This is a genomic window from Streptomyces sp. LaPpAH-108, from assembly GCF_000373625.1.
GTDB lineage: Bacteria > Actinomycetota > Actinomycetes > Streptomycetales > Streptomycetaceae > Streptomyces.
The window spans coordinates 496,014-508,182 of sequence record NZ_KB891987.1; the positions used below are offsets into that span (position 1 = coordinate 496,014).

Genomic DNA, 12,169 nt, shown 5'->3' on the forward strand with positions numbered 1-12,169 from the left:
GGCGGTCGTACGCAAAGGGGAGGACTGGGCGGGTGCGGGCGGACGGAGGCAGGCTGGAAGAGTGCCCGGACCGGACCCCGGCCGGGCCGGTACGACCACCCCCACCAGGAGAGTCCCGGCATGACCACTGTTGCCGCGTACGCCGCACCCGCCGCCAAGGCCCCGCTGGAGCGGACCACCATCGAGCGACGGCCGGTCGGCGATCACGACGTACTGATCGACATCCAGTTCACCGGCATCTGCCACTCCGACATCCACCAGGCCCGTGACGGCTGGCGCGAGGGCATCTTCCCGATGGTCCCCGGCCACGAGATCGCGGGCGTGGTCAGGGAGGTCGGCCCGGAGGTGACGACATTCGCGGTCGGCGACCGGGTCGGGGTCGGCTGCATGGTCGACTCCTGCCGCGTGTGCGAGAACTGCGTGGCGGGCCTTGAGCAGTACTGCACCGGCGGCGGGCCCGTCTGGACGTACAACGCCGTCGACAAGGACGGCGAGCCCACCTACGGCGGTTACTCCCAGAACATCGTCGTGAACGAGGACTTCGTGGTCCGCGTCCCCGACGGGCTGTCGCTCGACGTGGCCGCGCCGCTGCTGTGCGCGGGCATCACCACGTACTCGCCGCTGCGGCACTGGGGCGCGGGACCGGGCAAGAAGGTCGCGATCGTGGGCCTGGGCGGGCTCGGCCATGTCGCCGTCAAGATCGCCCACGCGCTGGGCGCCGAGGTCACCGTCCTCTCGCAGTCCCTGCGCAAACAGGACGACGGCCTTCGCCTCGGCGCCGACCACTACTACGCCACCGGTGACCCCAAGACCTTCGAGGAACTGGCCGGCACCTTCGACCTGATCCTCAACACGGTCTCCGCGCCGCTGGACTTCGCCGCCTACGCCTCCCTGCTGCGCACCGACGGCACCCTCGTCAACGTCGGCCTCCCCGAGGAGCCCGTCCAGATCACCCTCCAGTCCCTCTTCGGCCACCGCCGCAGCCTCTCCAGCTCCGGCATCGGCGGCATCGCCGAAACCCAGGAAATGCTCGACTTCTGCGCCGCGCACGGCATCGGCGCGGAGATCGAACTCATCGCCGCGGAGGAGATCAACGACGCCTACGAACGCGTCCTCGCCAGCGACGTCCGCTACCGCTTCGTGATCGACACGGCGACGATCTGACGGGCCCGGCCCCGGCCCGCCCTCACCCGAGAGGCACCAGGCCGGGGCCGACCCCCATCGCGGCGATGTCCTCCCGCACCCCGTCCACGAACCCCCGCACCGCTCTCACCAGCACGTCCCACTCCACCGGCGCGCTCCACACCCCCGGGTCGTACACACCCCCGACCCGCCACCCGTCGTCCCCGTGCACGATCCGCACCGCCCCGACCTCGTCGTACGACATCGAGTCGAACGCGAAGTCCCCGCACGCTTCCTCACCCGCCCGCAGCCAGAACACCAGCTCCCGAGCCAGCTCGGCCACCGGAAACAGCCCCTCCTCCATCACGACCCGCTCCCCGTCCAGCACGACGAAGTCGGCCTCCAGATCGACCAGCAGGACGTACGCGGGCGCGGTCCGGAGGGTGAGCCCCCGCCGGGGCAGATCCCGCGCCCCCAGGCCCCGGTAGGCGAACCCGACGGTCATACCCCTCCCCACCCCACTCCTGCCGACGGTCGGCAACGAACCGCAGAGCGTAGCAGCGGGGGCAGGGTCGGCCCGGCGCGGAACGTACGCACCTGACGAGCCTGTACCGCGCCCTCATCATTTCCAGCCGCTGAGAGCACGCTCCGCGTTGTCGACCAACTCCTTGTAAGTCATCACGTCAACACGGTTGATGTGAGTGTTGAGGGTGCGCAAGACGTCGTTGATGTCCTCTTCGGCCACGTCCGGCTGCAGAGACGGATGTCCGATCAGAACGAGAGCGCTTGCCCGCCGGGTCTCGATGCCCAGGTCCTTCTTGATCCGGATCCGGTGTTCGTCCAGGCCCACCAGGTAGTTCACCGCTTGGTTCACCGCATCGTGCACTTCGGCCGTCGGCACCCAGCGTCCTCGGTGCCTCTTGACGAGGGAGCCGTGCAGACTCATGGAGCGTTTCAACTCGACGACGTGAAGCGCGCCGTCTCCACGTATGAGGGGGATGTCGACCTCGTCGCCCGGAACGAGCCTGCGTTGCAGCGCCTGACTCGCGAACTGTCCGCCGAAGATCCAGTGCTGTCCGTCCAGCGCCCGTTGCAGGTCGTGTTCGCTCGCCCCCGGATCCTGCACCACTTTGCGCAGCGCCTTGAGATCTTGTCGGCGCCGGTGGACCTCTGCCGCTCGAAACAGCAGCTGTCCGTCCTGGTCCGTTGCCAGAACCGCCAGGGAGTCGGGAGACATCACAATTCGGCGGGCTGCTTGCTCCGGGTCCTCGATGTCGATCCGCTCACGGAAGACCTGCTCAAGCCACGCGGCCATCTCGGCAGTCCCGCGAAGGATCCGGTACCGGCCCGTGCGCTCGTGCGGCTGTTGCATGTACCGCGCGTCTCGGCCCAGCGCTTCGACATATGCCAGCACCTCGTCGACTTGAGCCTCAGGACGCTGATCAAGGTAGTCGGTACAGATCTGCACGAAGGATTGCAGAATCGTGGAAAACATCCGTGCCAGATGGTCCTGATGCAGGCTCGGCGGCTCACTCAAGCGCCGAAATCGCCGGTACCGCTCCTCGAAGTCAGGTCGAAGAATGCGTCCTTCGGCGTAGTCCAGAGAGTCTTGTACCAGCCGCACGACCTCCCACTCGTCCGCCGCTGCCGCTGCCGAGCGCAGTTTCGCGAGCAACGTGATGAGTGTTTTGCCCCCAAGGCGGTTGCGGCCTCGGCCGCCCTTCATGTGCGCGAAGACTGCTCCAAGTGCTTCTTTCACACACAGATCTTGGGCCCGTTCGCCGACGTGCCCCAGCTGTAGTTCCAGCGCAAAGTCAGACCTGACATCCACAGGGCTGATTGTGATGCCAGGCACTGACAACGGGCGGAGCTTGCTCCGTCAGCCCTCTGCCGGGGCTACGCCGATCGGGCAGGAGACGCCTGTGCCGCCGATGCCGCAGTAGCCTGCCGGGTTCTTGTCGAGGTACTGCTGGTGGTAGGGCTCGGCGGGGTAGAAGGGGCGGCCTTCGGCGGGGAGGATTTCTGTGGTGATCGTGCCGAGGCCGGAGGCGGTGAGGACCTTCTGGTAGGCCTCGCGGGACGCCTCGGCGGCGGCTGCCTGGGCGGGGGAGTGGGTGTAGATGGCGGAGCGGTACTGGGTGCCGACGTCGTTGCCCTGGCGGAAGCCCTGGGTGGGGTCGTGGGACTCCCAGAAGGTCTTCAGGAGGCGGTCGTAGGAGATCACCGCGGGGTCGTAGACCACGCGGACGGCCTCCGTGTGGCCGGTCAGGCCCGAGCAGACCTCTTCGTAGGTCGGGTTGTCGGTGTAGCCGCCCTCGTAGCCCACCAGCGTGGTGTAGACACCCGCCGGGAGCTGCCAGAACTTGCGCTCCGCGCCCCAGAAGCAGCCGAGGCCGAAGTCCGCGACCTCCAGGCCCTCGGGGTAGGGGCCGAGCAGCGGGGTGCCCAGGACGGTGTGGCGGTCGGGGACCTCGAAGGCGGGCGCGGTGCGGCCAGCCAGCGCCTGCTCAGGGGTGGGCAGCTGTGGTGTGCGGCCGAAGAGCATGGGGTCTCGTCTCCCTGTGGGTGGTTCGGGGGTGGCATAGGGGCCACCGGTTAGTGCAACGGCCCTGGACTCCCGCACATTCCGGCCACGGAACCGCCGAGCCCGCAGCCCCAGAACCGTTGAGCCTTCGGCCCTGGCCCGTCGAGCCTTCGGCCCTGGGGCCCGTCCCGCCTCCTGCTCCGGACCCGTCATGCCCCGGACCCCTCACGCCTCCGCCCCCACCCCCTCCGCCGCCCTCGCCGTCGCGTTCCGGAAGGCGCAGTACTCCGCCGCCGGGTTCACCCGGTAGCGCCACGGCAGGGCCTCCACGTACCCGTCCACCAGGCGGAACTGTTCCAGCGCCTCCTGGTCGCGGCCCTGGAGGCGGAGGAAGTAGGCGAGGAGGTGGCGGACCTCGGGCAGGCGGGGGTGGGACGGGTCGGCGGCGGCGACGTCCGCGAGGACCGCGTCCACGCGGGCGAACATCTCCGGGGTGTTCTCGGCCGCCGTGTCGTCCGACTCGTCGTGTTCCAGGTGCGCGATCAGCGGCAGGACCGACAGCAGGCTGCCCGCCGGGGCCGAGGCCGCCGCCCGCTCGGCGAAGCCCGCCGCCAGGCGCTCGGAGCCGCGCCACTTCGCGCACCAGTACTGGAGCGCCGAGAAGTGCGCCTCGTAGTGGTGCGGCGCGCGCTCGGTGAGCCGGGCCCACAGGGCATCCATCTCGGCGTTCGGACGGCCGAGGCCGAGCGCGATCCAGATCTCCTTGACGTACGGCGTCGGGTCGTCCGGGTTCAGCGCGGACGCGCGCGCCACGTCCTTGGTGGCGCCCTTCAGCGTCCGGTGGAAGCCCTCGAACTGCTCCCGCGTGGTGGACCCGGCCCGCTTCGCACCCCGCAGCTTCCAGGCCAGCGTCACCGTGGAACTCGCCCGGACCACCGCCGCGTCCGGGTCGTCGGGACGCGCGTCCTCCCAGCTCAGCAGCCACTCGTCGGCCTCGGCCGCCTTGTCCCCGAGCAGCGCCGTGAACGCCGAGCGCCGCTCCCAGTCCCGGCCGATGCCGCGCAGCACCTGCGCGGCGGGCTGCCACTCGCCCCGGCCGACCGAGGCGAGCGCGGCGGTCCACTCGGCGGGCAGCGGGGCGGCGAGTGCGGTGTTCTGCCGCTCGACGGGCAGCAGCCCCAGCCGCTCGGCCACCGCCGCCGCCTCGGCGGCCTCGTCGTCGGCAAGTGCGGCATCGGTGTCCGTGGAGAAGAACTCCTTCAGGAACACCCAGGCCAGCCACCCCCCGAGCAGCACGAGGGGGGTGGCCAGGACGGCCAGGATCCAGAGCAGGACGGTCATCGGGAGATGGGTTCCGTTCACGTGGGAAGAGTCGAAGGAGGGAGCGGTGCCGCGAAGCGCCCCGGGCTCACACCGGCTGCGTCGCCGCCCGCTCCAGCAGCGCCCGCAGCGGCGCCGTGTCCGGGCGGTCCGCGACCGCGGCCGACAGCGCCGCGTCCAGCACGGCCTCCGGGTCCGCGTCCGCGTCCGCCGTCAGCGCGGGCAGCCGTGCCTCCGCCGGGCGCGACCAGGAGAACTCCCACCGCAGCAGCGACCGCGCGCTCAGCTCGGCCAGCACCATCGTCCGCAGCGACTGGGTCAGCTGGGGACGGACGAACGCGTGGAACGCCCGCCCCGTCGCCGCCGACGCCTGCTCGGACAGTGGCAGCCGCTCGGCCACCTGCCACAGCCGCCCGTCGTCGACGGCCCCGAGCAGCGCCTCCAGCGTCGGCGGCTGCCCGGTGTACTCACCGAGCGCCCGCTCCAGCGGCGTCCACCCCGACGACAGCACCTGGGCCATCGCCACGTCCAGCAGCGCGGGCCAGTCCGCAGCGCGCGGCAGCGCCAGCGCCGACTCCGCCAGGGACGCGTCCTCCAGCAGGGTCAGCGTGCGCGCCGGGTCGGTCAGCAGGTCCAGCGCCGGACCGCCCGCCCCGGCCGCACGCCCGTCGGCGGGCAGCTCCTCGATGCGGCGCACGCGCTCGGCCATGGGCGGATGGGAGTCGTACGGCGACACCTCCCGCGACGGCAACTCGGCGCGCATGGCGGCCAGTTGCTCCTCGCGCGCGGCGAGCAGCCGCCCGAAGCCGCCGTAGAACTCGCCGCGCGGCGGCAGCGAACCGGCCGACAGACCGAGGGTGGCGTACGCCTCCAGATAGAACGCGTGACGGTCGGCGAGGACCGCCACCTCGCGCAGCGCCGAGGCGGTCGCGTCCCGCCCGGCGAGGCGCACGGCCGTACGGTCCGCCGCATACTCCTGCGCACGGGCCGTCGACAGTGAGGCGCGCAGATAGAGCTTGCCGTACTGCGTGTAGAGCCAGGCCATCGCGCGGTACGTCGCCCCGGCGCGCCCGGTGTCGATCTCGTGGGGCTGCTTGCCCTTGGCGATCCGCTTGGCCGCGGCCTTCTCCTGGCGGGCGTGTTCCTCCGCCGCCTTCTTGCGCGCGCCCGCGTGGAACCGTCCGATGACCCGGCCGATCTGCACCCGGCCACGCACCACGAGCACCGCCAGCCGGGTGTCGCCGCCGGTGAAGTGGCCGTACTCGTGGCCGAGCACCGCCCGCAGCTGTGCCGCGCTCAGCCCGGTCAGCAGCGGGACACCGAGGGTGAGCCGACGCGGTCCCGGGAGCAGGCCGAGCAGGCGCGGCTCCTCGCGCACCGAGGCGTTCACATCCGGGGTGAGCAGGACGCGGTCGGGGGCGCGGGTGCCCGCCTCGGCGGCCAGTTCACGCACCAGCGCCCACAGCCGGGGCTCGTCGGCCTCGGTCACCTCGAGGCCGGGCGGGTCCTCGCCCTTGGGAACGCGCAGCATGAACAGGCCGCGCACGACGGGAACGGCGAGCACCACCGAGAGGCCGACCAGCTTGAACGCGGCATAGCCGTGGACGTACTCCAGCAGGGAGATGTCGAGGCCGGCCAGCGCCGCCAGCACGAGAAGGCTCAGCAGATAGAAGCCGAGGAGCAGGACAAGGGCACGCAGTGCGCGCAGGGTTGCGAACATCGGGCAGAGATCCCCCCACAGGACCCGGAGAAGCCGGACACCAAGAGAACGCGGACAGGGCGGTGCCGGGTGAACAGCGCCGCCGGTGAGTGTGGGGGGACTCGGAGCGGCCCACGGCAAAGCGGGAGCAAAGGCCGGGGCAAGCGGAGTATGCCTTATCGCAGGTCAGCGCGGCAATCCTGATTCCGGGTCAGATCGACCCGGGCTGACCTGAGACGAGGTCAGCCCGGCAGGCTCGCCGGGCTCCCACCGTTGGCCTCGTACCCCGCGACCGCCACCGCGCGGTACAGCGCGAACTCCGCCGCCGGGTCGGCCGACAGGGTCCAGGGCAGCGCTCCGACATGGCCGTCCACGTGCACCAGCTGGTCCATGGCCTCCGCCCAGCGCTCGGCGCGCACCAGGAAGAACGCCAGCAGATGCCGGACGTGCGCCTGCACGGGGTCGTCCGCGCGGGCCCCGGCCACCGCGTGCAGCGCGCCGTGCATCGCCTTGGTGACGACCTCGCTCTGGTAGAAACCCGCGACCAGGTTCACCTCGGGCAGATGCTCGAAGACCGCGAAGAGCGGCAGCGCGGACAGCAGCGAACCCTGGGGCGCGCGGGCCGCCGCGGCCTCCGCGAACTCGTACGCCTCCTCGCGCGAGCCGTGCCACTTCTCGCACCAGTGGTGCAGCGCGGCCAGATGCGCGCCCATGTGATGCGGGGCGCGGTCCAGGATCTTCAGCCAGAGCTGGTCGAACTCCGCGCGCGGGTAGCCGAGGCCGCGCGCGACGGACAGCTCGACGATGTACGGCACCGGGTCGCCGGGGGCCAGCAGCGCCGCCTGCGCGCACGCGTCCCGGGCCTCCTCCATGATGATCCGGAAGTCGTCCGTGCCCGGCACCGACGTACGCCACGCCTGCTGCACCAGGAACTCCGCGTGCACCGCGGCGCCGCCCGCGTCCTTCGGCTGCTCGGTCCGCCAGACCCTGAGCCACTGGCCGCCCGGCGTCTCGTGTATCCCGCCAGGGCGCTGCCGCAGCTCCAGTGCCGCCGCGCCCGCGAACGCCTGCACCCGCTGCCAGCGCGTCTCGCTCTCCGCCTCGGTGCCCGCGAGGAGCTGGGCCGCCGCGCGGTAGTCACCCGTGCGCTGCACCAGGTCGAGCACTTCCAGCAGGTCCTCGTCCGGGCCCGGCAGCCGCACGTCCAGCTCCTCCTGGCGCACGAAGCCGTACCGCGCCGGGTCCGCGGCGTCCGGGTGCCCGGGGTGCACCTGCTCCAGGCCGCGCCTGCGCCGCCGGAAGGGGAGCAGCACGAAGCACAGCATGAGCAGCGCCATCAGCAGCCAGAGAATCGCCATGCCACAAGCGAACCAGACGAGCCCGACACTTGGCCAACCCCCCTCGGGCAGCCTGTGGAAAACCTCCCGCGCCAGCCTGTCGAAAGGTTCCCGTAACAGGGCACGGACGCTCGCGTCCGGCATCACCCCCGCGAGCGCATTACGCTCGGTGCACATGAGCGACAGGCACATCAGCGAGCACTTCGAGACTCTGGCGATCCACGCGGGCAACACCGCCGATCCCCTCACCGGCGCGGTCGTCCCGCCCATCTACCAGGTCTCGACCTACAAGCAGGACGGCGTCGGCGGGCTGCGCGGCGGCTACGAGTACAGCCGCAGCGCCAACCCGACCAGGACGGCACTGGAGGAGAACCTGGCCGCGCTGGAGGGCGGCCGGCGCGCCTTCGCGTTCGCCTCCGGCCTCGCGGCCGAGGACACCCTGCTGCGCACGCTGCTCACCCCCGGCGACCACGTGGTCATCCCGAACGACGCCTACGGCGGCACCTTCCGGCTGTTCGCCAAGGTCGCCGCCCGCTGGGGCGTGGAGTGGTCCGTCGCCGACACCAGCGACCCGGCCGCCGTGCGCGCCGCGATCACCCCGAAGACCAAGGCCGTCTGGGTGGAGACCCCCTCCAACCCGCTGCTCGGCATCACCGACATCGCCGCCGTCGCGCAGGTCGCGCACGCCGCCGGGGCCAAGCTGGTCGTCGACAACACCTTCGCCACGCCCTACCTCCAGCAGCCGCTGTCGCTGGGCGCGGACGTCGTCGTGCACTCCCTGACCAAGTACATGGGCGGTCACTCGGACGTGGTCGGCGGTGCGCTGATCGTCGCCGACGAGGGCCTGGGCGAGGAGATCGGCTTCCACCAGAACTCGATGGGCGCCGTCGCCGGTCCCTTCGACTCCTGGCTGGTGCTGCGCGGCACCAAGACCCTCGCCGTGCGCATGGACCGGCACAGCGAGAACGCCACGAAGATCGCCGACATGCTCTCCCGGCACCCGCGCGTGACCAGCGTGCTCTACCCGGGCCTGCCCGAGCACCCCGGCCACGAGGTCGCCGCCAAGCAGATGCGGGCGTTCGGCGGCATGATCTCCTTCCGCGTCGCGGGCGGCGAGGAGGCGGCGGTCGAGGTCTGCGACCGCACCAAGGTGTTCACCCTCGGCGAGTCCCTCGGCGGCGTCGAGTCCCTGATCGAGCACCCGGGCCGCATGACCCACGCCTCGGTGTCGGGCTCCGCCCTGGAGGTCCCCGCCGACCTGGTGCGCCTCTCCGTCGGCATCGAGAACGCCGACGACCTGCTGGAGGACCTGAAGCAGGCCCTCGGCAAGTAGGCGGGGCCGCCCGACCAGGGCACCCCGGCTCACCAGCCGTTCACGGGTGGAGTCGTCGACGGCGGCTCCACCCACGGCTGTGTCCGCGCCGCCCACACCACGAACGCCACCACCGCCGCGCACAGCAGCAGCCCCAGCACCCTGCGCGCCCGCCGCCCCCACCGCAGCGCCCGTCCCCCGCGCCGCATCGCCTCGGCGTACAGCCCCGGCGGCACGACGACCGGTGTGTGCTCCATGAGCCGTCGTACGGCGGCGGCCCGCTCGGCCCGGTTCACGAGGGCCGCCCGACGCCCCGCGCCCACGACGGCGCCCGGCGCACCACCGCGCGCCCCGGGGCCGGAGGCGGCGGACGCAGCACACGGACCACCGCGCGCTCGCAGATCAGGTGCACCCGCTCGGTCGGCAGCCCGAGCAGCGCCGCCGTCTGCTCCTCGCCGACCCCCTCGTACACCCGCAGCACCAGCACCGCCCGCTCCCGCGCGGTGAGCACGGCCAGCGGGCCCTGCGCGGGGACGGGGAACAGTCGGCGGTACCAGTTCCCGCGCGCGAAGCGCACCGCGAGATGCGCGCGGGTCCGCTCGTACGGGTCCTCACCGGGCGGCCGGTCCCAGTGGGCGTAGGTGTGGGCGAGGGCCAGCGTCAGCAGGCGCCGCGCCCGGGGGCCGGCGTCCGGCGGCTCGGCGGTGAGCAGGGTCGCCACGCGCAGCAGCCGTGTCCCCGTGCCCCGGGCGAACGCGGTGAACTCCGCGTCCCGGCGGGCGTCCCGCACCGGCTGCCGCTCGCGCACCGCGCCTCCCCCCCCCCGGCCGGTCCGGTACGGGGCCCGGTCCGGCCCGCCGTCATGGGCCCGTTCTCATCCGATGCCCGGGACGGCCCGGGGTCAAGAGCCCCGACAGCTCGAAGCCCGCGCGCTCAGGAGACGGCGGGCGGCTGCGCCGGAGGCGTCATCCGGGCGGACAGCGCGGTGTTGAAGCGCGTGAGCAGCGCGCAGAACTCCTCGCGCTCCCCGGCCGTCCAGTCCTGGGTCAGCTCGGCCATCAGCTGCCTGCGCGAGGTGCGGACCTCGGCGAGCCGGTGGGTGCCGCGCGGAGACAGCTGGAGCACCACCGCGCGCCCGTCCTCGGGGTGCGAGGTGCGCTTGACGAGCCCCGCCTCCACCAGCGGCGCCACCTGCCGGGTCACCGTCGAGGAGTCGATGCCCATGCTCGCGGCGAGCGCCTTGACCCCCATCGGGCCCTCGTTGTCGAGCCGGTTGAGCAGCAGATACGCGGCGCGGTCCATGGAGTTGCGGACCTGGCCGACCCCACCGAGCCGGGTCTGTTCGGCGCGCCGGGCGAAGACCGCCACCTCGTGCTGGAGCGTGTCGAGAAGGCCGGTGTCACCGACGGTCGTCATGTCCATCGACATATCAGGTGTTGTGGGCATGGCCGGAGGCTCGCTTCATGAAGGGCTGGCTGGGTTGGGGGACAGGGTACGCGGCCCGGCCCCGGCCCGTACGGGCCCTGGGGAAACCGGTTTTCGAGCCGGGCGGTGCCCTCGTGTGCGGACGTGAACTGCGAGACTGGAGTCATGAGCTACGGCACGGCCGGCTCCTTGCGCTCCGTCACCCTCGACGACGTGCGCGGAGCCCAGAAAATGCTCTCGGGCGTGGCCCGCGTGACCGCCATGGAGGGCAGCCGACATCTGTCCCGCCAGGTCGGCGCCCCGGTCCACCTCAAGTGCGAGAACCTTCAGCGCACCGGCTCGTTCAAGCTGCGCGGCGCCTACGTCCGGATCGCGGGCCTGCTCCCCGAGGAACGCGCCGCCGGAGTGGTGGCCGCGAGCGCGGGCAACCACGCCCAGGGCGTCGCGCTCGCCTCCTCGCTGCTCGGTGTGCACTCCACGGTCTTCATGCCGAAGGGCGCCCCGCTGCCCAAGATCAGCGCCACCCGGGAGTACGGCGCGGAGGTGCGGCTGCACGGCCAGGTCGTGGACGAGACGCTGGCCGCCGCGCAGGAGTACGCGGCCGAGACCGGCGCGGTGTTCATCCACCCCTTCGACCACCCGGACATCATCGCCGGGCAGGGCACGGTCGGCCTGGAGATCCTGGAGCAGTGCCCCGAGGTCGGCACCATCGTCGTCGGCATGGGCGGCGGCGGACTCGCGGCCGGGATCGCGGTCGCGGTGAAGTCGCTGCGGCCCGACGTCAGGATCATCGGCGTGCAGGCGGAGGGCGCGGCGGCCTATCCGCCCTCCCTGAGGGCCGGGCGCCCGGTGACCGTGCCGCACCCGGCCACCATGGCCGACGGCATCAAGGTGGGCACGCCGGGCGAGGTGCCGTTCGACATCGTCCGCGAGCTGGTCGACGAGGTGCGCACGGTCGGCGAGGACCAGCTCTCCGCCGCGCTGCTGCTGTGTCTGGAGCGCGCCAAGCTGGTCGTGGAACCGGCGGGCGCCAGCCCGGTCGCCGCGCTGCTCGGTGCGCCCGGCGGCTTCTCCGGGCCGGTCGTCGCGGTGCTCTCCGGCGGCAACGTGGACCCGGTGCTGATGCAGCGGGTGCTGCGGCACGGCATGGCCGCACAGGGCCGCTATCTCGCGGTCCGGCTGCGCCTCACCGACCGCCCCGGCGCCCTCGCCACCCTGCTCGCCGTCCTGTCCGAGGCCGACGCCAACGTGCTCGACGTGAGCCACATCCGCACCGACCCCCGGCTCGGCCTGACCGAGGCCGAGGTGGAACTCCACCTGGAGACGAAGGGCCCCGAGCACTGCGGGGAGGTCGTACGGGCGCTGGGGGCGGCGGGCCACCAGGTGGTGGAGCGGATGCCGGACGGGTTCGTGTGAGCGGCATACGACCC

The 12,169-nt window shown here is 72.3% G+C and carries 12 protein-coding genes; 3 read left to right on the top strand and 9 right to left on the bottom strand.

Annotation, left to right across the window (positions count from 1 at the left end):
* The first annotated feature begins 120 nt into the window (after nucleotides 1-120).
* The gene (locus tag B079_RS0102300) at nucleotides 121-1,164 is read left to right on the top strand and encodes an NAD(P)-dependent alcohol dehydrogenase (protein WP_018544149.1); all 1,044 of its coding nucleotides are present in this window, start codon (nucleotides 121-123) and stop codon (nucleotides 1,162-1,164) included.
* 22 nt (nucleotides 1,165-1,186) lie between these two features.
* Here the strand turns inward: B079_RS0102300 and B079_RS31190 are convergent, their stop codons facing one another.
* From B079_RS31190 to B079_RS0102330, 6 genes are all read right to left on the bottom strand, one after another.
* Entirely contained in the window at nucleotides 1,187-1,627 is a 441-nt protein-coding gene (locus B079_RS31190; RefSeq protein WP_018544150.1) for a hypothetical protein, read from the bottom strand.
* Between the two features lie 117 nt (nucleotides 1,628-1,744).
* Nucleotides 1,745-2,953: a Shedu anti-phage system protein SduA domain-containing protein gene (locus tag B079_RS0102310; protein ID WP_234016731.1), complete on the bottom strand. Its 1,209-nt coding sequence runs from the start codon at nucleotides 2,951-2,953 to the stop codon at nucleotides 1,745-1,747.
* Nucleotides 2,954-3,001: 48 nt separating this feature from the next.
* A complete protein-coding gene (gene msrA / locus B079_RS0102315; RefSeq protein WP_018544153.1) occupies nucleotides 3,002-3,667 on the bottom strand; it encodes a peptide-methionine (S)-S-oxide reductase MsrA in 666 nt (221 codons plus the stop codon).
* A gap of 204 nt (nucleotides 3,668-3,871) precedes the next feature.
* Nucleotides 3,872-4,987 (bottom strand): hypothetical protein, encoded by a 1,116-nt coding sequence (locus tag B079_RS0102320; RefSeq protein ID WP_018544154.1) that lies wholly within the window; start codon nucleotides 4,985-4,987, stop codon nucleotides 3,872-3,874.
* A gap of 67 nt (nucleotides 4,988-5,054) precedes the next feature.
* Nucleotides 5,055-6,686, bottom strand: a complete 1,632-nt coding sequence (locus B079_RS0102325; protein ID WP_018544155.1) for a M48 family metalloprotease — start codon at nucleotides 6,684-6,686, stop codon at nucleotides 5,055-5,057.
* Between the two features lie 221 nt (nucleotides 6,687-6,907).
* Nucleotides 6,908-8,023: a hypothetical protein gene (locus B079_RS0102330; RefSeq protein ID WP_018544156.1), complete on the bottom strand. Its 1,116-nt coding sequence runs from the start codon at nucleotides 8,021-8,023 to the stop codon at nucleotides 6,908-6,910.
* Nucleotides 8,024-8,177: 154 nt separating this feature from the next.
* Between B079_RS0102330 and B079_RS0102335 the strand changes: the two genes are divergently transcribed.
* Nucleotides 8,178-9,335: a cystathionine gamma-synthase gene (locus B079_RS0102335; protein ID WP_018544157.1), complete on the top strand. Its 1,158-nt coding sequence runs from the start codon at nucleotides 8,178-8,180 to the stop codon at nucleotides 9,333-9,335.
* Between the two features lie 29 nt (nucleotides 9,336-9,364).
* On the opposite strand, the gene B079_RS0102340 is transcribed toward B079_RS0102335, so the two are convergent.
* The 3 genes from B079_RS0102340 to B079_RS0102350 all read right to left on the bottom strand — a co-directional run bounded on the left by B079_RS0102340 (nucleotide 9,365) and on the right by B079_RS0102350 (nucleotide 10,742).
* On the bottom strand, nucleotides 9,365-9,610 hold the full coding sequence (locus tag B079_RS0102340) for a hypothetical protein (RefSeq protein ID WP_026248270.1): 246 nt from the start codon (nucleotides 9,608-9,610) through the stop codon (nucleotides 9,365-9,367).
* Nucleotides 9,607-10,122, bottom strand: a complete 516-nt coding sequence (locus B079_RS0102345) for a sigma factor-like helix-turn-helix DNA-binding protein (RefSeq protein WP_018544159.1) — start codon at nucleotides 10,120-10,122, stop codon at nucleotides 9,607-9,609. The genes B079_RS0102340 and B079_RS0102345 overlap by 4 nt, the downstream gene beginning before the upstream one ends.
* 125 nt (nucleotides 10,123-10,247) lie before the next feature.
* Nucleotides 10,248-10,742 (bottom strand): MarR family winged helix-turn-helix transcriptional regulator, encoded by a 495-nt coding sequence (locus B079_RS0102350; protein WP_018544160.1) that lies wholly within the window; start codon nucleotides 10,740-10,742, stop codon nucleotides 10,248-10,250.
* A gap of 162 nt (nucleotides 10,743-10,904) precedes the next feature.
* Here B079_RS0102350 and ilvA point away from each other — a divergent pair, with 162 nt between their 5' ends.
* On the top strand, nucleotides 10,905-12,155 hold the full coding sequence (gene ilvA / locus B079_RS0102355; RefSeq protein ID WP_018544161.1) for a threonine ammonia-lyase: 1,251 nt from the start codon (nucleotides 10,905-10,907) through the stop codon (nucleotides 12,153-12,155).
* Nucleotides 12,156-12,169 lie beyond the last annotated feature (14 nt).

Coding starts and splice junctions, on each gene's coding strand:
- B079_RS0102335 (WP_018544157.1), top strand. CDS start 8,178: ATGAGCGACAGGCACATCAGCGAGCACTTCGAGACTCTGGCGATCCAC.
- B079_RS0102350 (WP_018544160.1), bottom strand. CDS start 10,742: ATGTCGATGGACATGACGACCGTCGGTGACACCGGCCTTCTCGACACG.
- msrA (WP_018544153.1), bottom strand. CDS start 3,667: ATGCTCTTCGGCCGCACACCACAGCTGCCCACCCCTGAGCAGGCGCTG.
- B079_RS0102320 (WP_018544154.1), bottom strand. CDS start 4,987: ATGACCGTCCTGCTCTGGATCCTGGCCGTCCTGGCCACCCCCCTCGTG.
- ilvA (WP_018544161.1), top strand. CDS start 10,905: ATGAGCTACGGCACGGCCGGCTCCTTGCGCTCCGTCACCCTCGACGAC.
- B079_RS0102300 (WP_018544149.1), top strand. CDS start 121: ATGACCACTGTTGCCGCGTACGCCGCACCCGCCGCCAAGGCCCCGCTG.
- B079_RS0102330 (WP_018544156.1), bottom strand. CDS start 8,023: ATGGCGATTCTCTGGCTGCTGATGGCGCTGCTCATGCTGTGCTTCGTG.
- B079_RS31190 (WP_018544150.1), bottom strand. CDS start 1,627: ATGACCGTCGGGTTCGCCTACCGGGGCCTGGGGGCGCGGGATCTGCCC.
- B079_RS0102325 (WP_018544155.1), bottom strand. CDS start 6,686: ATGTTCGCAACCCTGCGCGCACTGCGTGCCCTTGTCCTGCTCCTCGGC.